Annotated in this window: 20 protein-coding genes and 1 pseudogene; 12 read left to right on the top strand and 9 right to left on the bottom strand. The window is 62.4% G+C overall.

Annotated elements, in window-relative coordinates; translation table 11 throughout:
- Nucleotide 1: 1 nt before the first annotated feature.
- A complete protein-coding gene (locus tag CXB49_RS02565) occupies nucleotides 2-715 on the bottom strand; it encodes a Crp/Fnr family transcriptional regulator (RefSeq protein WP_076098042.1) in 714 nt (237 codons plus the stop codon).
- Nucleotides 716-1,513: 798 nt separating this feature from the next.
- Nucleotides 1,514-2,077 (bottom strand): YSC84-related protein, encoded by a 564-nt coding sequence (locus tag CXB49_RS02570; protein ID WP_047238264.1) that lies wholly within the window; start codon nucleotides 2,075-2,077, stop codon nucleotides 1,514-1,516.
- Nucleotides 2,078-2,348: 271 nt separating this feature from the next.
- Here CXB49_RS02570 and CXB49_RS02575 point away from each other — a divergent pair, with 271 nt between their 5' ends.
- Nucleotides 2,349-3,632, top strand: coding sequence for a cyclopropane-fatty-acyl-phospholipid synthase family protein (locus CXB49_RS02575; RefSeq protein WP_233492921.1), 1,284 nt, complete (start codon nucleotides 2,349-2,351; stop codon nucleotides 3,630-3,632).
- A 95-nt stretch (nucleotides 3,633-3,727) separates the two neighbouring features.
- On the opposite strand, the gene CXB49_RS02580 is transcribed toward CXB49_RS02575, so the two are convergent.
- The gene (locus CXB49_RS02580) at nucleotides 3,728-4,057 is read right to left on the bottom strand and encodes a BON domain-containing protein (protein WP_101706951.1); all 330 of its coding nucleotides are present in this window, start codon (nucleotides 4,055-4,057) and stop codon (nucleotides 3,728-3,730) included.
- Nucleotides 4,058-4,604: 547 nt separating this feature from the next.
- Nucleotides 4,605-4,970: an FtsX-like permease family protein gene (locus CXB49_RS02585; RefSeq protein WP_199406766.1), complete on the bottom strand. Its 366-nt coding sequence runs from the start codon at nucleotides 4,968-4,970 to the stop codon at nucleotides 4,605-4,607.
- A 282-nt stretch (nucleotides 4,971-5,252) separates the two neighbouring features.
- On the opposite strand from CXB49_RS02585, the gene CXB49_RS02590 reads away from it, so the two are divergent.
- From CXB49_RS02590 to CXB49_RS02605, 5 genes are all read left to right on the top strand, one after another.
- Nucleotides 5,253-5,660, top strand: a complete 408-nt coding sequence (locus CXB49_RS02590; protein WP_158300595.1) for a PRC-barrel domain-containing protein — start codon at nucleotides 5,253-5,255, stop codon at nucleotides 5,658-5,660.
- A 241-nt stretch (nucleotides 5,661-5,901) separates the two neighbouring features.
- Nucleotides 5,902-6,126, top strand: a complete 225-nt coding sequence (locus CXB49_RS02595) for a hypothetical protein (RefSeq protein ID WP_145964015.1) — start codon at nucleotides 5,902-5,904, stop codon at nucleotides 6,124-6,126.
- Nucleotides 6,127-6,212: 86 nt separating this feature from the next.
- Nucleotides 6,213-6,467 carry a lmo0937 family membrane protein gene (locus CXB49_RS24035; RefSeq protein WP_233492922.1) on the top strand — a complete coding sequence of 85 codons (255 nt, stop codon included), beginning with the start codon at nucleotides 6,213-6,215 and terminating at the stop codon, nucleotides 6,465-6,467.
- 90 nt (nucleotides 6,468-6,557) lie between these two features.
- Nucleotides 6,558-7,493 carry a DnaJ C-terminal domain-containing protein gene (locus CXB49_RS02600; protein WP_047238269.1) on the top strand — a complete coding sequence of 312 codons (936 nt, stop codon included), beginning with the start codon at nucleotides 6,558-6,560 and terminating at the stop codon, nucleotides 7,491-7,493.
- Between the two features lie 5 nt (nucleotides 7,494-7,498).
- Nucleotides 7,499-7,816: a chaperone modulator CbpM gene (locus tag CXB49_RS02605; protein ID WP_047238270.1), complete on the top strand. Its 318-nt coding sequence runs from the start codon at nucleotides 7,499-7,501 to the stop codon at nucleotides 7,814-7,816.
- Here the strand turns inward: CXB49_RS02605 and CXB49_RS02610 are convergent.
- On the bottom strand, nucleotides 7,813-8,646 hold the full coding sequence (locus tag CXB49_RS02610; RefSeq protein ID WP_199406767.1) for an NRAMP family divalent metal transporter: 834 nt from the start codon (nucleotides 8,644-8,646) through the stop codon (nucleotides 7,813-7,815). The two genes, CXB49_RS02605 and CXB49_RS02610, sit on opposite strands and share 4 nt — an antisense overlap.
- Nucleotides 8,647-8,663: 17 nt before the next feature.
- Here CXB49_RS02610 and CXB49_RS02615 point away from each other — a divergent pair.
- Nucleotides 8,664-9,187: pseudogene (locus tag CXB49_RS02615) on the top strand (transposase); the annotation flags it as partial.
- 182 nt (nucleotides 9,188-9,369) lie between these two features.
- Nucleotides 9,370-9,699 carry a hypothetical protein gene (locus CXB49_RS02620; RefSeq protein ID WP_158300596.1) on the top strand — a complete coding sequence of 110 codons (330 nt, stop codon included), beginning with the start codon at nucleotides 9,370-9,372 and terminating at the stop codon, nucleotides 9,697-9,699.
- Between the two features lie 53 nt (nucleotides 9,700-9,752).
- Here the strand turns inward: CXB49_RS02620 and CXB49_RS02625 are convergent, their stop codons facing one another.
- The gene (locus tag CXB49_RS02625) at nucleotides 9,753-11,009 is read right to left on the bottom strand and encodes a murein transglycosylase A (protein ID WP_101706955.1); all 1,257 of its coding nucleotides are present in this window, start codon (nucleotides 11,007-11,009) and stop codon (nucleotides 9,753-9,755) included.
- Nucleotides 11,010-11,198: 189 nt separating this feature from the next.
- On the opposite strand from CXB49_RS02625, the gene CXB49_RS02630 reads away from it, so the two are divergent.
- Nucleotides 11,199-11,519: a BON domain-containing protein gene (locus CXB49_RS02630; protein WP_101706956.1), complete on the top strand. Its 321-nt coding sequence runs from the start codon at nucleotides 11,199-11,201 to the stop codon at nucleotides 11,517-11,519.
- 65 nt (nucleotides 11,520-11,584) lie between these two features.
- On the opposite strand, the gene lysA is transcribed toward CXB49_RS02630, so the two are convergent.
- Nucleotides 11,585-12,811 carry a diaminopimelate decarboxylase gene (lysA, locus tag CXB49_RS02635; RefSeq protein WP_101706957.1) on the bottom strand — a complete coding sequence of 409 codons (1,227 nt, stop codon included), beginning with the start codon at nucleotides 12,809-12,811 and terminating at the stop codon, nucleotides 11,585-11,587.
- Nucleotides 12,812-12,930: 119 nt separating this feature from the next.
- Here lysA and CXB49_RS02640 point away from each other — a divergent pair, with 119 nt between their 5' ends.
- The gene (locus CXB49_RS02640) at nucleotides 12,931-13,848 is read left to right on the top strand and encodes a LysR family transcriptional regulator (RefSeq protein ID WP_101706958.1); all 918 of its coding nucleotides are present in this window, start codon (nucleotides 12,931-12,933) and stop codon (nucleotides 13,846-13,848) included.
- Nucleotides 13,849-13,914: 66 nt separating this feature from the next.
- Here CXB49_RS02640 and CXB49_RS02645 read toward each other — a convergent pair whose 3' ends face one another.
- Nucleotides 13,915-14,883, bottom strand: coding sequence for a hypothetical protein (locus CXB49_RS02645; RefSeq protein WP_101706959.1), 969 nt, complete (start codon nucleotides 14,881-14,883; stop codon nucleotides 13,915-13,917).
- A 515-nt stretch (nucleotides 14,884-15,398) separates the two neighbouring features.
- On the opposite strand from CXB49_RS02645, the gene dtpA reads away from it, so the two are divergent.
- Complete coding sequence (gene dtpA, locus CXB49_RS02650; RefSeq protein WP_101706960.1) at nucleotides 15,399-16,883, top strand: dipeptide/tripeptide permease DtpA; 1,485 nt, start codon at nucleotides 15,399-15,401, stop codon at nucleotides 16,881-16,883.
- 49 nt (nucleotides 16,884-16,932) lie between these two features.
- Here dtpA and CXB49_RS02655 read toward each other — a convergent pair whose 3' ends face one another.
- Entirely contained in the window at nucleotides 16,933-17,640 is a 708-nt protein-coding gene (locus CXB49_RS02655) for an alanyl-tRNA editing protein (protein ID WP_101706961.1), read from the bottom strand.
- Between the two features lie 152 nt (nucleotides 17,641-17,792).
- On the opposite strand from CXB49_RS02655, the gene CXB49_RS02660 reads away from it, so the two are divergent.
- Entirely contained in the window at nucleotides 17,793-18,470 is a 678-nt protein-coding gene (locus CXB49_RS02660) for a pseudouridine synthase (RefSeq protein WP_101706962.1), read from the top strand.
- Nucleotides 18,471-18,506 lie beyond the last annotated feature (36 nt).

Raw genomic sequence — 18,506 nt, forward strand, 5'->3', positions numbered from 1 at the left:
GCTATGGCAGCGGCCCGGACAGGCGTTGATACTCCTTCTTCACCACTTCGTAGCATTCGCAGGTGCGCTGCTCCAGCCCAAAACGATCGAGAATGGTGATATGCCCCCGCACATAGCGGATCAAACCGGCCTTCTGCAACTTCAGGGCGGCTTCGGTCACGCCCTCGCGGCGGACGCCCAGCATATTGGCGATCAACTCCTGGGTCATGACCAACTCGTCCCCGGCCAAGCGATCCAGGCTCAACAGCAGCCAGCGGCACAATTGCTGATCCAGCGAATGGTGGCGATTGCAGACCGCGGTTTGTCCCATCTGGGTGATCAAGGCCTGGGTATAGCGCAGCAGCAGATGCATCATCGGCCCCGCGCGATTGAACTCGTCTTTCAAAGCCTGCGCTTTCAAGCGATAGCCATAGCCGGCGCTTTGCACCACGGCGCGGCTGGGCGTGGTCTCCCCGCCCATGAACAGGGCGATGCCGACAATCCCCTCCCAGCCCACCACCGCGATTTCCGCCGAAGCCCCATCCTCCATCACATACAGCAGCGACACGATCGCTGTCGTTGGAAAGTAAACATGGCTCAGCGCGCAGTCCGGCTCATACAGCACCTTGCCCAAGGGCATTTCTACCGGCTCCAGATGCGGGCGCAGCCGCAACCACTCAGCCTCCGGCAATCCGGCCAGCAAACCATTCCGCCTAGGATTATCGTCGATGGTCATCATCCCTCCCGAGTGAGCGCGCGCTGGGCCGGCTCGCATGAATCGGCAATTATCCAGCATATGCAATGCCGTTAATCTTTACTATGGCTGCCAATCATTGCGCGCTATGTGTGACAGCGTACAGATCAATCGCGGGAAAAGCGCCAATTCTTAAGCACTGTCACAAGCTGTTTACGATCCGTGTCCGTCTGCGGCCGGTGTCTGCCGGATGGAACGCGCCGCCAGGAGCATCGCCATGAACCCCATCACCTTATTCATTATCACCACCTTGTTCCTACTAGGCGCGCTGGCCAATTTCCAGGGCTATCTAGCGCCGGCCATTGTGCTATGGGTGGCCGCCGCCATCGTGTCGCAATCCTTACGCATGGCCAATACCTGGCAAAAATGTGTGGTGTGGCGGCAGCCTCTTGCCCATTGCTCTCCCTTTCCAGCCGCATGGCTTCAGACTCCGCCATCTCGTACAAGGGATAGATATGCGAAGGCGGAGGATGCTGGGCATTGTGGACAGACCAGCCAACAAAATGTCCCGCGGTGTTGCGTTCGGTTTTGATGTGGTATCTGGGCATGGGAGACTCCTTCACGCGTGATTCGTACTCGGCTTCAAGGTTGAGCGCCTGCGATGGAACAGAGTTCAGTACTGCCGAGCGTGCGGCAAGGATGGGTAGCGGTCTGTGCGTTGGAGCGCACATGCCAAATCATTTGGCCTGGCGCCGCATGGTTTCTGGAGCCGGCGCGCCGCCCTTGGCCGTGCCGATGGTACGACGAGGCGGCGCAAGGCGGCATCAGATTGGGATGGGCTTAACGCTTGATGAGCGAAATCTTGGTGCCTTCTATGCTCAGGCTGGCCATCAGGCCTTCCTGGTCGAAGATGAAGGCATAGGCGTCGTTGCGCAATGTCGTCGAGCTCAAGTTTTTCGCCGTGCCGGCATCAACCACGACTACGCTGGGGCCGGTGCCGATTTCCCAACCCATGGACTTTTTCAGATAGCGGACGGCTTTCTGATTCATCAGAAATACTACATAGCCATAGGATTCCGCGCCTGCCTGCCATCCCCAGGATGCGGTGACTGAGTTGTAGTAGCCGTTGGGTTGGCCTCCTTCCAGCAGCACGCCTTCGCCGTATGCGCCGCCAAAGATCAGCCCGGCTTTGACAATCTTGGGAAACACCAGGATGGCGGAGGCCTTGTGGGAGAGACTTTCCGCCGCAGGGCTCGTTTGATACAGCATGTGCAGCGATTGCAGGGCGGCCTCATCCAGATCGCGCGCCGATTCGGCCAGGGTATAGGCGCTAGCCAGACACAGCATCAGCCCGGTGGCGGCCAGCAATAGGGCTTTCTGTAGATTGTGTAGGGGATTGATCATGGTGGAACTCCTTGAAAGGGGTCTGAGACTCTCCTCGAATGCTATGGCGTAAAGTTAGGGTGCTTTGTTTCGTAAGCCATGGACATGGTGAGTTTCAGTGCCCATCATATTCGGCAGCGGTGGCGGCCACTGTTCGCCAGCGAACATAACCGACTGTCAATAACGACAGTTGCTATGTGCGTAAGCGCACATATCAATCGCACCCTATCGGGTTATTTTGCCACAGCCTATGCTGCGTCCCGCGCGCCAGCGCGCACGGGACCATGCCGATATGCATGCGCAGGGCAATCTTGGTTTCTTCATCAAAGGAGGCCGGATCATGGCTTGGCAGAATGATATGGAGCAATGGGCGCAACAGATACGACAGCGCAATCCGTTTGCGGCGAGATTGGTTTGGGATGACAGGCAGATCGATTTTGGCGCTTTCGAGCGGCCATTGGTGACGCTGTACGTCAGGGAAGCCTCCGCGCTGCGTTACTTGTTGTCGCCTAGCCTGGATGGTTTGGGCGAAGCTTATGTGCGTGGGGTTTTCGATGTGGAGGGCGCGCTGGATGACATCATAGACTTGGCCTATTCCTTGTCCCGTGGCAGCGACAGCCGCCTTAAGGAGATTGCCAGCTATTTCCGCCACTCGCGCAAGGCGGATCGGCAGGCCATCCAGTACCACTATGATGTGTCTGATACGTTCTACACCCTATGGCTGGACCCGCTGATGGTGTATTCCTGCGCTTATTTCGAAACCGGCGAGGAGTGCCTTGCCGAGGCGCAAGTCAAGAAAATGGATCATATCCTGACCAAGTTGAAGCTGACGCCGGGACAGACCCTGCTCGACATCGGCTGCGGCTGGGGCGGGCTGGTGATGCGGGCGGCGCAACGCTTTGGCGCGCATTGCCTGGGCATCACGCTGTCGCAGAATCAATATGAAACGGCGACAGCCAGGGTGCGCGCCGCGGGCCTGCAAGACCGCATCGAGATCCGCTTGCAGGATTATCGGGACACCCAAGGCCAATTCGATCGCATCGCCAGCGTGGGGATGTGCGAGCATGTTGGTCTCAAGGGCTTGCCGGATTACTTCAGCCGGATCCACAGCCTGCTGCGCGATGACGGGATGGCGCTGAATCACGGCATCACCCTATCCAGCGCGGATAGCCTGGAGGTGCCGTTCGGTGCTGGCCGCTTCATTGAGAAATATGTCTTCCCCGGCGGGGAGCTGCCACATATCGGAGAGGTGCTGCGCACCATGCAGCAGGGCGGGCTAGAGGCGCTGGATGTGGAAAATCTGCGCCGCCACTATGCCAAGACCTTGTCGTGCTGGACAATGAATTTTGAAAACCAGAGCGTTCGCATCCGCCAGGAAGTGGGCGAGGAGAAGTATCGTATCTGGCGGGTATATCTTTCCGGCTGCGCCTACGCTTTCCGCCATGATGTGGTGAGCATCTACCAAGTGCTCTGTCATAAGGCTGGCCGTCATGCCGATGGTTTGCCGTGGTCGCGCCAGTATATGTATGCGCATGGCGATGCAGAGGCAGCAACCATGCCCTCCCCAAACGGATGAGGCAGGATCGGTCGGGGTGGGACGGATTATTGCGAGTCGTGAACTCGCATGTAGTTGATGATGACCCGGACCTCCTTGACGCCCAGCGTCAGATCTCAGACCCGGTCAACCTCGGCCTGGGTATCCACCTGCCCGCTCAGCATGACTCGACCGTTATCGGTTTCCACTCGTATTTCGTACGAGGTCAGATCAGGATCGCGGAACAGCTCGGCTTTGACTTTGCCAGCAATCATGGCGTCCGAGACATAGCTGCTCACCTCGGTGCCTTCGGCATAGGTATCGCCCATGGTTTGCGTCGAGGCGGGCGGGTTGTCCGGCATGGTGCTGACGGTATTGCCGCGGGCGCCTGCAGAAACGGTGATCAGCGCGGCGTAGGCAAGAAACAGAGTAAAGCGGCTTGCGCGTTGCATGGATGGGGTAAGCATGATCGACTTCTTTTGCTCAACCGTAGATCGCCCCGCCTAGGGCGGAGCGATCGCTGTGTCTGATTCGCGGCCAGACAGTCAACCATTGCGGGAGCCAGTGGCGCGCTACCCTGATCCGGGATCAGCGCTCAAGCCGGCTGTCGGCGCTGAGGTTTGCTGTGACTGCGCGTTCAGGCCTTGGGTGGGGTATAGCCAGGAGGGCTTTCGTGAGCCAGCCCGGTTTGGCCGCCAGCCTGCTTGGTAGGAGCGCGCGGAGCGGCGTCGCTGGCAGGATGCTGTTGGCCGGTGGTTTGGGTGGGGCCGACGCCTGGCTTGGCGCTGTCAGCGCACGGCTTTGGGGCCGCGGCGGCATCCTTGGGGGAGGCATTCTGCTGCTTGTGCTTGTCCATGGTGACCTCTTTAGCTATCCAACTTCCCGCAGGATTGCGAGGCGTTGGCAGGCTGACTTTGGGGCTTAAGCGGGCAGATGTCGGTGCGTTATCCAACATAGATAGTAAGCCGGCTCGAAAAAACCGGTTTTGCGAATCATGGCGGCGCTGGATTGCGCTTAGGCGCGGAAGATGTCGAATGTTTCAATCTTGAGCACTCGGCGGATGGCGAAATATCTGGAGATGGCGGCGATGATCCCCACCATGCCAAAGGCCAGCGCCAGGTTCCAGAAGGTGATAATGGTCGCGTAGTTGGGCAGCTGCGAGCGGGCGAGGGTGATCAGCCGCGTGATCAGCCCTATGCCCAGGCCAAAGCCGGTGACCGCGGTGAAAGTAGCCATGAACAGAATCATCACCACCAGCTCGCCTCCTTTTTTGGCACCGATGGCCTTGAGGGTGCCGCATTTCTCCAGATTCTCCAGGATGAAGCTGTAAAACGTCTGGCCGGAGATCGACAGCCCGACGATGAGGCTGATCACCGTCATCAGGTATTGCTTGCGCTGATTGTCGATGGCGTAGTTCCAGGCGCTGGCGCGGACAGTGGTAAGTGACAAGCCTGCGTGGGTTAGCGAACAGACTGCCCTGCCACCCTCGCTCAGGATATAGCAAGGCGAGCCGGTTCTGCTGTCCGGCCGGGCAAGGAATTCAGTGCCTCCGGTTTTTTACGGCGAAGCAGCAAGTTGCCTTCGATGTTCCTGAATGGTTGCCAGCCCGCTCGTTTAGATGGGCTGAGCTGGGCACGGCGGGGCTTCGCTATGGAGACGATCATGAACTATGCAGAGCGCGATATTTACGGGGTGTACCGAGTGAAAGTCCATACGCAGTTAGCGGAGCAGGTGGAGCTGATGGCGGTGAATGAGCTGATCGGCAGCGACGTTTACAACCAGCGCAATGTGTTTCTGGGCGATATCAAGGAAATCATGCTGAACGTGAAAACGGGCTGCATCGCGTATGTGCAATTGTCGATTCGCGGATTGCTGGACCTTGACGGCAAAAGGGTGGCCGTGCCGTGGAGCGCCTTCATGTTTGATGCCGCGAATAATCGCTTGGTGGTGAGTGTGGATCGTTTGCATTTGTGGCAGGTCCCTGACATTGAAGTGCACAAGTGGCTGCATGTGAACCAGCCAACGCCTTTGCCCGACAAGGCGGCCGACTATGGCCGCGGACTCGACTAAATAATCCGGATGTGGCCCTGGCTCCCTTGCTGCAGGTTTTACAGCTTGTGGCAGCGCTGTCACGAAGAGGCGTCTGGGCTGCAATCCTATTGCCATGTCGCGCGCATTGGCCAGCCACGAGTAAGCCATACGCATCCCCACTTAGTTGGATAGCGCACAGACAGTCTGCTACCTAACATTCATGGTAAGGATGCCGACCTCTTGCAATGTCGCGGGCGGTTTGCTTCATAGGAGCATGATCATGGACCCGCTTGTTCAACACGATAGCGATGGCGACATGTTCTGGTTGCCTGAAGAAGATATCAAGTCGCTACCCGAAACCTGGTTACCGACGCGGAAGATACTGCCGGGCTCCACCGAGTACTTCAGTTTCACCACCGAGATCTACGACCCGTTTGACGAGGTGATTCTGCACGATTTGGACCAGTACGAAACGGTTGACGGCGATTGGCCGATGGATGACTGAATCAGCAGCCGGCGAGTTTGGCGCGCAACTCTAACGTTACATCCCGCGGCGGTCGGTCGCTGCCACAGTGGGTTGCGCGACAGGCGATGCCAGAACGCTTGGGCGGTTTGACCGTGCGCCACAATTCCTTTGATGGCAGGCGTAATGTGGACTGCGTTTATCTTCCAGTTTCGACGGGTGTCCGGGAGAATGCCATGTTTGAAATTGTCATTGTCACCTTGCTGATCTTGTGGGCCTTGGGTTTGTTGACGGCTTTCACAATGGGAGGCTTCATCCATATTCTTTTGTTGTTGGCAGTCGTGGCTATACTGGTGCGTTTTATCCAAGGTCGGCCGTTATAAGTGCCAAATAATGGAGTTGATCATGCCGCGCGGCGTGTCGCTTAGCCAGGCAATCATGAGACGATGGGTCCGCAGCCTGAGCGCGCAGCCATGAAGTTCCACGACTATTACGAAACGCTGGGCATTGCGCGCACCGCCACGCAGGATGAGGTCAAGCAGGCATATCGCAAGCTGGCGCGGAAATTCCATCCGGACGTCAGCAAAGAGGCCGATGCGGAGACGCGATTCAAGGAACTCGGCGAGGCCTACGCGGTATTGAAGAACCCTGAGAGGCGCGTCGCCTATGATTTGATGGGCGGCGATCTGAAAAGCGGACAGGACTTCCAGCCGCCGCCTGACTGGGACAGCGGCTTCGAGTTTCATGGCCGCGATTTCGGCGGCGGCACGGCCGATCAGGACGATTTCTTCGAGTCCTTGTTTGGCCGGCGCGCGCGCGGCGGCGGGCACCGTCATGCCCATGGTGTCGGTCGGGATCATCACGCCAAAGTGCAGATTGATCTGGAAGATGCCTACCATGGCTGCCAACGTAGCGTGGAGTTGCGCATGCCGACCCAGACTGCCGACGGCCATGTGGTGCTGCAGACGCGCACCTTGTCGGTGGCCATCCCCAAAGGCATACGGGCGGGGCAACATCTGCGCCTAGCCGGGCAGGGAGGCGCGGCGCCCGGCGGCGGGCCGGCCGGCGACTTGTATCTGGAAATCGAATTCAAGCGCCATCGGCTGTTTCGTGTCGAAGGGAGCGATGTGTTCTTGGATCTGCCGGTGTCGCCGTGGGAGGCGGCGCTTGGCGCATCCGTAGAAGCGCCCACGCCTGATGGTCCGGTTCAGCTCAAGATACCGCCGGGATCCCAGGCCGGGAAACAATTGCGCCTGAAGGGGCGAGGCATTCCCGGCGCCGTGCCGGGCGATTTATATGTGGCGCTGACGATAGTCTTGCCACCGGTGGCGGGCGAGCGGGAGCGCGCTGCCTACCAGGCCATGGCTCATGCCTTTGACTTCAATCCGCGCAGCGCGTTGAAAGGATAGCCATCATGAATCAGAACCAGCCGGCAGTGACTCAGGGCGTGGTGGTGGAGGAGCAACTGGAGCTGACGCTGCTTGAACTGTGCCAGGCCAGCCATGCCGAAGAGGCCTTTGTTATCCGCTGGGTACGGGAGGGCGCGCTGGAGCCGCAGGGCGAGTCGCCGCAGAATTGGCGTTTCCGTGGCGATGCCTTGCGGCGCGCGCGGGTGGCCTGGCGCTTGTCGTGCGATCTAGAGATCAATCCCTCTGGCGTGGCGCTGGTGCTGGATCTGCTGGACGAGCTGCAGGCCTTGCGGGCGCGTCTGGATCGGACTGGCAAGCACTAGCCAGGCATCAGCATGCGCACCACCGCGGCCCCCATCACCAGCGTTGCGATCCAAACCAGAATGGTCATAGGCCGGCTGGCGGTGTATGCCCCCATCACCGATTTTTTGGAAACCAATATGATGATCACCACCATCAAAGGCACGGCGACGACACCGTTGATGACTGCGCTCCAAAACAGCGCCTTCATCGGGCTGATCGGCGAGTACTGGATGCCGAGCCCCAGCAGCATGCTGACGGCGATGATGCTGTAAAAACCGCGAGCGTCGCGCACCTTGCGCTCCAGCCCTTCTTTCCAGCCCATCACCTCCGAGGCCGCATACGCTCCCGCGCCGGCCAGGACCGGCACGCCGATCAGGCCGACCCCAATAATGCCCAAGGCAAACAACAGGTAGGCGGCATTGCCCGCCAGCGGGCGCAATGCGCTGGCGGCTTGCGCGGCAGTGGTGATGTCGGTGATGCCCGCGCTATGCAGCGTGACCGCGGTGGCCAGGATGATGAAGAAAGCGGTGATGTCCGAATAGAACATGCCGCTCCAGGTGTCCCAGCGTATGCGGCGCAACTCCGACGCCGCGACGCGCTTATCCAAGATCAGCGCGCGGCTACCCTTGATGGCCAGCATGTCCTCGACTTCTTCCGATGCCTGCCAGAAAAACAGATAGGGGCTGATGGTGGTGCCAAATACGCCTACTACCACGGCGGCGGCATTGGCATTGGGCGTGAAGCGAGGCCAGACCGTACGCAGAGCGACTTCTGACCATGGCACATGCACGGTGAAAAGAACCGCGGTGTAGGCCAGCAGGGTGAGGGTCAGCCATTTGAGAAAGAACACATAGCGATGATAAGGGACGACACCAGACCCGCTGGACCGGATTCGACAACAAAGTCATCTCGCTTTACGCCCGGGGGATGACTGTTCGGGAAATTCAGGCCCATCTGGAAGAAATGTATGGCACAGAGGTCTCACCCAGCCTGATCTCCTCCATCACGGATTCCGTCACCGAAGAGGTCAAAGCTTGGCAGGCTCGCCCTCTCGATTCGGTTTAGGTGAGTTTGAGGCCAAGTGGGATGATGAGTATTTGCCGATTGGTCAGTCCTGGCGGCGCAACTGGGCTCGGTTAACGCCATTCTTCGACTACCCGCCGGAGATCAGGAAAGTGATCTACACCACCAATGCCATCGAGTCGGTGAATATGAGTCTGCGAAAGCTGACCAAGAATCGGGGCTCGTTCCCGAGTGATGAGGCGTTGCTGAAACTGTTCTATCTGGCGCTGAGGAACATCAGTCAGAAGTGGACCATGCCGATTCGGGATTGGAAGGCAGCGCTGACTCGCTTTACCATTCAGTTCGAGGAACGCATTCCACAGGCGTAACCCAAACCCCGTTTACACAAAAATTCGGACAGGCTTGATCGGAGCAAGCGGGCGGAGGACCGCGTTTTTTCCGCTGGTGGCTGATCAGACAGGTGGGCGCGCCGCGCCGCGGTGCTATGCTGGTCCCGCCGCAGATATTTGCGGCCAGGATTATCCGCCAACCCATCCAGGGAGCCTGCATCATGTCGCCAGCCGAAGCCCGCAGCATCGTGGAAGCCCTTGCCAATGGAATCGACCCGCACAGCGGTCAGCCGCTGCCGCCGCACGCCGCGCTGAGCCGTCCCGAGGTGATCCAGGCGCTGTTTCTCGCCAGCCGGGCCTTGGAAGGGGCCGAGCGGTGCCTGCCGTCGGACAAGATCGGCCGCGGCTGGTCGGCGCCGGAAGAGGCGAGGCTGCTGCAGGCTTTCGACGCCGGCGTGGCCTTGAAGCAGATCGCTATCGCGCACGGGCGCAGCCGCGGCGCGATCGCCGCCAGGCTGTCGCGGCTGGGCCGGCTGGCCGAGGCGGCCTGAGGCCAGATTGAAAAACGGGGCCGTCGGCCCCGTTTCCTTCGTCGGCAAAGCGCTTAAAGCGCGGACGCCGGCGTCACGCCCTTGGGCAGCAGCAACCACATGCTGCCCTGCTGCTTCATCCGGCCGGCGTACATGCCGGCCTCGGTGCCATAGCCCCAGAACAGATCGGCGCGCAGCGCGCCCTTGATCGCGCTGCCGGTGTCCTGGGCGTTGACCAGTCGCGTCAGCGGCTCGCTGGCGTTTGGCCAGGTGGTGGCCAGGTAGATCGGCGCGCCGAGCGGGATGTAGCGCGGGTCTACCGCGATGCTGTAGCCGCCGGTCAGCGGCACGCCCAGCGCGCCTATCGGTCCGCCGTCGTCGCCGGACAGCGGCTTGAAGAAGATGTAGCTGGGGTTGGCGGCCAACAGTTCGTCGCGGCGCTGCGGATTCTTCGCCAGCCAGTCCTTGATCCCCTGCATCGACGCGTCGCCGAGCGTCATCTCGCCGCGGTCGACCAGCCATTTGCCTATCGACTGATACGGATAGCCGTTCTGGTCGGCGAAGCCGACGTGCAGGAAGCTGCCGTCGTCCAGCTGGATGCGGCCCGAGCCCTGAACCTGCAGGAAGAACAGCTCGACGGCGTCCTCTACCCAGGCGATCACCGGCGCGCTGCCGGCGATGCCGCCCTGGTTGATCTGGCCGCGGTTGAAATAGGGCAGCAGCCGCGAGCCGGACAGCCGGCCTTTCAGCCGGATGCCGCGGGGATCGTTGGGGAAGTCGGCCGGATTGAGCTCGATGTCGCCGCCGGCCGCCAGCGCCAGCCGGCCCGGCGCCACCTGCCTGGCGCGCAGCGCGCCGCGACCGCGCTGGCTCATCGGCACATCGACGCTGACCAGGTCGCGCGGCACGCCGTACACCGGCCACGGCGTGCGTTCGGAACGGCTGCGGCTGCCGTTCAGCAACGGTTCGTAATAACCGGTGATCAGACCGCTGTCGCGGCCGCCGTCGCGCAGCTTCCAGGCGGTGAAGCGATTTTCGAAGAAACGGCGCACGGCGTCGGCGTCGTTGGCGGCGAGGACGCCGGCTTCGCGGCAGACGCCGTTCCAGGCCGGCTTCTTCTGCAGCGCGCGACAGCTCTGGCGCAGGCCCTGCAACGAATCGCCGAGCGCCTGGCCGTTCCAGGCCGGCAGCGCGGCGGGGCTGGCGCTGTCGGCGCCGGAGAACGAGGGGCGGGATGGCGAAGGGCCGGTCGGCGGCGTGGTGGTGCAGCCGGCCAGCGCCAGCAGGGCCAGCCATGGCAGCCAGCCTGTCTTCAGTGATTTCAGCTTCATGCTTTACGGCCGGATGGCCTTTCTTTGACGGTGGCTCGGATTGTAACCCGCCAAGCGTCGAGACGGCGGCGTGGCGGACGGCTACAGTGTGATGTCATGGAGCTGCAACAAAACGGAAAAGTTTCCTAGTTAACATGACTCTGTTCCGTGTATGGCATCGGGCCTAGAGCGAGAAATCTGGAGAAAACGATGAAACGAGTTGCAGGGCAAACCTTGTTGCTGGCCGCGCTGGCCCTTTCCGGCGGCTTCGCCGCCCAAGCCCACGCTGATGGCCAGGTGGCCCAGAGCGTCGCCGCCCCGACCGACGCCGAGCTGGCTGCCGGCGTCAAGCAGGCGCTGGACGCCGATCCGGAGCTGAAGGCATTGAATCTGCAGGTCAGCAGCGCCAAAGGCGAGGTGACGATAGCGGGCGAGATGACCGAGGACCAACAGATGTTCAAGGCCGGTCAGATCGCCGAGAAGGTGCCGGGCGTCAAGTTCGTCATCAACAAGATGGAACAGAAGGGCTGATCATCCGCTTCGGGTGACGGAATGTGCGAAAAGCCGGGCCTTGCCCGGCTTTGTCGCGTCTGGCGTCAGCTTTCCAGCGCCAGCAGTTCGGCCATGGTCTGGCGGCGGCGGATCAGCCGGGTGGCGCCGCCGTCTATCAGCACTTCCGCCAGCAGCGGCCGGCTGTTGTAGTTCGACGACATCGTCGCGCCATAGGCGCCGGCGTTGTGGAAGACCATCAGGTCGCCGATTTGCGCCGGCGGCAGCGGCCTCGTCTCCACGGTGCCGCCTTCGCGCTGGGTGAACACGTCGCCGGATTCGCACAGCGGGCCAGCCACCACGGTGTCGATTTGGCCCGCCTTCGCGCCGCCGTCGGCGTCCAGCAGCGTGATGTGGTGGTAGCTGCCGTACAGCGACGGCCGCATCAGGTCGTTGAAGCCGGCGTCCACCAGCACGAAGTGGCGGCGCCCCATGTCCTTGACCGCGCGGACCTCGGCCAGCAGCGCGCCGGCCTCGGCCACCAGGAAGCGGCCCGGCTCGATCTCCAGCCGCACCGGATGGCCCAGCTTGTCGGCGATGCGCCGTCTGGCCGCGTCCCACAGCTGGAAGTAGTGATCGGTGTCGATGCGGGCGTCGCCGTCGCGGTAGGGGACGGACAGGCCGCCGCCGGCGGAGATCGCCTCCAGGTCGCAGCCCAGCGCCGCCACGGTGTCGACCATCGCGCCGCAGACCCGCTCCAGGTGGCCGTAGTCGACGCCGGAGCCGATGTGCATGTGCACGCCGACCAGCCGCAGGCCGTGCCGCCGCACCGCGGCCAGCGCCTCGGCGAGTTCGCCGTGCCAGATGCCGTGCTTGCTGTTCTCGCCGCCGGTATTGGTCTTCTGGCTGTGTCCGTGGCCGAAGCCGGGATTGATGCGCAGCCAGACCGGATGGCCGGGCGCGACCTCGCCCAGCTGATGCAGCATGTCGATGGAGCCGGCGTTGACCGGAATGCGCTCGGCGACGACCTTGGCCAGCGTCGGGCGGTCCAGCAGGTCGGCGGTGAAGACGATGTCGGCCTGTTCGCCGCCGCGGTAGCCGGCGGCCAGCGCCCGCTCGATCTCGCCGAGCGACACCGCGTCCACCTTGACGCCCTGTTCGCGCATCAGCCGCAGGATGTGGGTGTTGGAGTTGGCCTTCTGCGCGTAGCGTATGGTGTCGAACGCCTTCAGCTCGGCGATGCGTTCGCGGATGGTGTCGGCGTGGTAGACCCACAGCGGCGCGCCGTACTGGCGGGCGATGCTGGCGAGCTGGCGGCTGTCGAAGGCGTGCATGGCGGTGTTTCCGTTTCAGAAGTCCTCCATCATGGTCCAGTCAGGTACAAAAATAAAATAGCAATTTGTCGGTATGGCTTTCATTTATGATATGGATTTGCCATCGAGGGCGGTCGGCCATGTCCATCAATCTGCGCCATGTCGAGGTGTTCCGGGCGGTGATGACCACCGGCAGCGTCAGCGGCGCCGCGAGGCTGCTGCATACCTCGCAGCCGACGGTCAGCCGGGAGCTGGCGCGCTGCGAGCAGCTGCTGGACCTTGTCCTGTTCGAGCGGGGCCGCGGCCGTCTGCGGCCGACCCAGCAGGCCCTGCTGTTGTTCGCCGAGGTGGAGCGCAGCTTCGTCGGCTTGCAGCGCATCGCCGGCAGCGCGGCGGCGATACGCCAGTTCGCCGGCGGCCAGCTGTCCATCGCCTGCCTGCCGGTGTTCGCCCAGGCTCTGCTGCCGTTGGCCTGCGCCGATTTCATCGCCGCCTTCCCCGATGTCGGCGTCGACATCAGTCCGCAGGAGTCGCCGTGGCTGGAGGAGTGGCTGGCGGCGCAACGCTGCGACCTGGGGCTGAGCGAGCAGCAACAGGCGCCGGCCGGCTGTCTGGCGACGCCGCTGTGGCAGGGGGACGAGTTGTGCGTGCTGCCGGCCGGCCATCCGCTGGCGGGCAAGTCCAGGCTGGAGGCGCGCGATTTCGCCGGCCTGTCCTTCATCAGCCTGGCCGCCAGCGACAGCTATCGCCAGCAGGTGGACGCCTGGTTTGCCGGCGCCGGCGTGTCGCGCCGGCTGCAGCTGGCCAGCCAGCACGCGGCCTCGGTTTGCGCGATGGTCAGGCTGGGCCTGGGCGTCGCCATCGTCAATCCGCTGACCGCATTGGCAGAGAGCGATCGGGGCCTGGTGGCGCGGCCGCTGGCGGTGTCGATACCGTTTCGCGTGCAGCTGGTGCTGCCGCAATTCCGGCCGGCCTCGCCGCTGCCGCAGCGCTTTGCAGAGGCGCTGGAGCGGCAGGTGGCGGGACTGGACGCGCGGCTGGCGGCCTTGTCCACCTAGCCCTGGAACGCCAAAGCCCACGCCCTGCTGCGCGCCGCACTGCTTGAAAAAGATGTTGAACGGACGCTAAGGCTTCAGCGTGGCCCAGGACTTGGGATTGTCGGATGCCGCCGGCGGGCCGTTCGGGCAGTCGGACGCGAACAGACAGCACCATTGCGGCTTGACCGGACACATCTGCGCCACCTGGTCCCAGGTTCGGGCCGGATCCGGCCGCTCGGCACGGAAGTTGTCGTAGTTCTGGCTGACGATGGGCGCGTTCGGCTCCGGGCTGGGATCGCCGGAGAAGTAGAACGATTGCGGGTGGCGGTACGGCGGGACGCCGGGCTGGCCGGCGTCCCGCGTCGCTTTCTTGTTGAAGGCGTAGCCGAACAGGATGTTCTGCGGGCCGACCAGCCGCGAATAGGCTTGCAGGCTGTTGTCCAGATGGCTGCTTTCCGCCTTGTTGTACGGCAGGTGGCGGATGAAGTCCTGCCGCGGCGGATGGTTGTTCAGCGAGAACTGGCAGCACTGCGGCATGCCGGGCAGGCGGTCGTCGTAGGTCAGGAAATAGGCTTTGTTGCCCAGCGAGACGAAGCTGCAGCTGTAATGGTTGCTGCCGGGGAATATCGGCAGGCAGCGCTTGTCGTAATGCTCCATCATCGCGCCGCTGCCGTCGCCGTCGGGCGGAACGTAGCTGGCGTCGTAGTAGCTGGCGCCGTGGGACACCTCGTAGTCGTCCGGCGTCAGGCCCTTCGGCGGCGAGGCGTACGGCGGCGGATATTTGTCGTAGCCGCTGAATACCCGGTACATGGTCCATTCGCTGACCCACCACTTGGGGTAGCGCGGGTTGCTGGGTTGGCCGGACTGGCGCGGGTAGCTGCAGTTGAACGGCGGCAGACAGCCCTTGTCGTTGTGTACGCCGCCGGTGTAGTAGGTGTGGCGCAGACGGGCCGCCAGTTCCTGCCAGGGCAGCGGCGGGGTGGCGAGAGGCTCGGCCGCCGCGGCGTACAGCGGCAGCAACAGCAGCAGCGGGGCCAGACGGTGCGATATCGACATGGGGGTTTCCTCCGACGGGTGGCGATATTGCAGGGATAGCCGGCCGGCCGCGTGGAGGAACCTGTCCTTTGTATATGTTTTTTAAGATTAATCTTGCTGAGCTGTCGATTTCACGATAGGCGACGGCATTTTGCAATGATGTTGCAAATATTAACAATTATGAAAATTAAAATTTCATTATTTAGCCGGCATGACGGTTTGACACGCGACGAAGCGGCCGCAGCCGTGGATTCGTGTCATCTCGTTTGACATATTTTGCCATCGGCGAGGCATGTCCGATTGACAGCGATGGCGGCTTGCTTCATCAATAGTCCCTGAATGCTATCTTTATGCCGGCAAGTCGAATTTATTTGGCATTTTCAGTAGATGGCAGAAATTTAGCCCAACTTTCAGTAGTGCCCACTGTCTGTCTCACCCTGCGTGACCGGCGTTGGCCGGCGCCGGGAGCGTCGTTGTCATCCGCCGGCGGGAGATCGTCCCGGAGGCGGCAGTTCCAGCATGACAAGGAACCGATTATGACGTCGACCGCGCTCAATCCGCTGCGGCAACCGAAGCCGTTTTACCTGATCTTCTCGATCGAATTCTGGGAGCGTTTCGGCTTCTACGGCCTGCAGGGCATCCTGGCGGTCTACCTGGTGAAGGCCCTGGGCCTGCACGAGGCCGAATCGTTCACGCTGTTCTCCTCCTTCATCGCGCTGGTGTTCGGCCTGATCGCCGTCGGCGGCTGGCTGGGCGACAAGGTGCTGGGCACCAAGCGCACCATTCTGCTGGGCGCGCTGGTGCTGACCGCCGGCTACGCGATGGTGACCGCGTCGGCGGACAATATCGGCCTGCTCTATCTGGGCATGGGCACCATCGCCGTCGGCAACGGCCTGTTCAAGGCCAATCCGTCGTCGCTGCTGTCCAAGTGCTACGAGGAGAACGACCCGCGGCTCGACGGCGCCTTCACGATGTACTACATGGCGATCAATATCGGCTCGCTGCTGTCGATGCTGGCCACGCCGTGGCTGGCCGACCGTTTCGGCTACGCCCACGCCTTCGCGCTGTCGGTGGTCGGCATGCTGATCACCGTCGTCAACTTCGTCTTCATGCGGGGCTGGGTGAAGGATTACGGCTCCGACGCGGACTTCCGCACGCCTAAGCTGTCCACCTGGCTGGCGGTGCTGGCCGGCGTCGCCGCCGCCTGCGTCGCCGCCGCGCTGCTGTTGAAGCACGAGATCATCGCCAATGTGGTGCTGGCCGTGCTGTCCATCGGCGTGACGGGCCTGTACGTCAAGGAGACGCTGCTGCTGAAGGGCGCCGAGCGCAAGAAGATGATAGTCGCCGCCATCCTGATGCTGCAGGCGACGGTGTTCTTCGTGTTGTACAACCAGATGCCGCTGTCGCTGAATTTCTTCGCCATCCACAATACCGAGCACACGCTGTTCGGCATCCCGGTGCAGCCGGAGCAGTTCCAGTCGCTGAACCCGTTCTGGATCATGCTGGCCAGCCCGCTGCTGGCGGTCTGCTACAACAAGCTGGGCAACCGCCTGCCGATGCCGCACAAGTTCGCGATCGGCATGGTGCTGTGCGCCGCCGCCTTCCTGGTGTTGCCGCTGGGCGCCAAGTACGCGAACGCCCAGGGTCTGGTGTCGTCGAACTGGATGGTGCTGAGCTATCTGCTGCAGAGCGTCGGCGAGCTGCTGATCTCCGGTCTGGGGCTGGCGATGGTGGCGCAACTGGTGCCGCAGCGGCTGATGGGTTTCATCATGGGCGCCTGGTTCCTGACTTCGGCCGCGTCGTCGGTGATCGCCGGCTGGGTGGCCGGACTGACCGCCGCGCCGGGCAAGGTCGCCAGTCCGCTGGTCACGCTGGAGATCTACAGCCGCGTGTTCACCCAGATCGGCGTGGTGACCGGCGTGATCGCGATCGTGACCATCATCATCGCGCCGTGGCTGCACCGGATGACGCTGGACGAGCCGAGCAAGCCGGAACACGAGATGGCGCTGGACGCGCGCTGAGCCGCCGGCCATCGATGAAAAAAAACGGGAGCGATGCTCCCGTTTTTGTTTAATCCGCCAGCTCGACGACGACCCGCTTGTTGCGGGCGCCCTTGCTTTCTATCTTCTTCACCCGCACCCGGCCGATCTCGCCGGTGCGTGCCACATGGGTGCCGCCGCATGGCTGCAGGTCGACGCCGGCCACCTCGATCAAGCGTATTTCCGGCAGATGCAACGGCGGCGTCACCGACATGGTCTTGATCAATTCCGGCTGCGCCTTCAAGGCTTCGCCGCTGGTCATCCTCACCGTGACCGCCAGATCGGCCGCCACCAGCCGGTTCAGTTCGACCTCGATGTGCTCCTTGTCCAGCTCCATGCCTTCGGGCAGGTCGAAATCCAGCCGGCCGGATTCGGCGGTGAGGTTGCCGCCGGTGACGCCGGCCGGGATCACCACGCTCAGCAGGTGCAGACAGGTATGCACCCGCATGTGGCGGTGGCGGCGTTCCCAGTCCAGCTCCAACGTCACTTCCGTTCCGGGCGCGAGTCTGGCGTCGCCGTCGGTCTGGTGCAGGATGGCGCGGCTTTCGCGGTCGCGACGGGTGTCGGCGACGCGCAGCGCGGTTCCGTCGGCCAGCGTCAGCGTGGCGCTGTCGCCGGGCTGGCCGCCGCCCAGCGGGTAGCACAGCGTGTTTTCAAGCACCAGGCCGGCGTCGTCGTGACGCAGCACGCGGGTGGCGAGGCGGGTCTGGTACGGGTGCTGATAGAACTGTTCTGCCATGGTGCGTCCCTGTTTGTTGGTTATCAGAACAGATTGATGGCGGGAGCAGGCGATTTCAAGTGACAGCGGTGGAGACTATCGATGGTAACAGCTTGTCGGCCAAGGCTTTAGCGCCGATAATCGCCGCCAATCGTTTATTTGGACCGCAGTGGATGCAACGACATAATCTGGAACATTACAACCCGCCGCCGGACGCCGGCCTGGCCGTGGTCTACGTCGACGACTGTCTGCTGGTGCTGGACAAGCCCAGCGGCCTGTTGTCGGTGCCGGGGCGCGGCGAGGACAAGGCGGACTGTCTGATCAGTCGCGCGCAGAAGGTCTATCCGGACGCGCTGACCGTGCATCGCCTGGACATGGCCACGTCCGGCCTGGTGGTGATGGGGCGGGGGCCCGAGATGCAGCGCGCCTTGTCGATCGCCTTCATGGACCGCAAGGTGAAGAAGCGCTATCTCGCGGTGGTCGACGGCATCGTCGACAGCAATAGCGGCATGATAGACCTGCCGTTGATCATAGACTGGCCGAACCGGCCGCGGCAGAAGGTCGACTTCGACGCGGGCAAGGAGGCGATCACCCATTACCGCGTGATCAGCCGCGACACCGTGCGCAATATCAGCCGGGTGGAGCTGGACCCGCAGACCGGCCGCGCCCATCAGTTGAGGATGCACATGCTGCATCTGGGATCCGGCCATCCGATACTGGGCGACGACATTTACGCGCCGCCGGAGACGCTGGCCAAGGCGGACCGGCTGCTGTTGCATGCGTCGAGGCTGGTCTTGCGCCATCCGGTGACCTTCGAAGAGATGGATTTCGAGGCGCCGGCGCCGTTCTGAATTCGGCCCGATCATGAAAAAAGGGATGCCATCGCG

It is taken from the genome of Chromobacterium sp. ATCC 53434 (genome assembly GCF_002848345.1).
GTDB lineage: Bacteria > Pseudomonadota > Gammaproteobacteria > Burkholderiales > Chromobacteriaceae > Chromobacterium.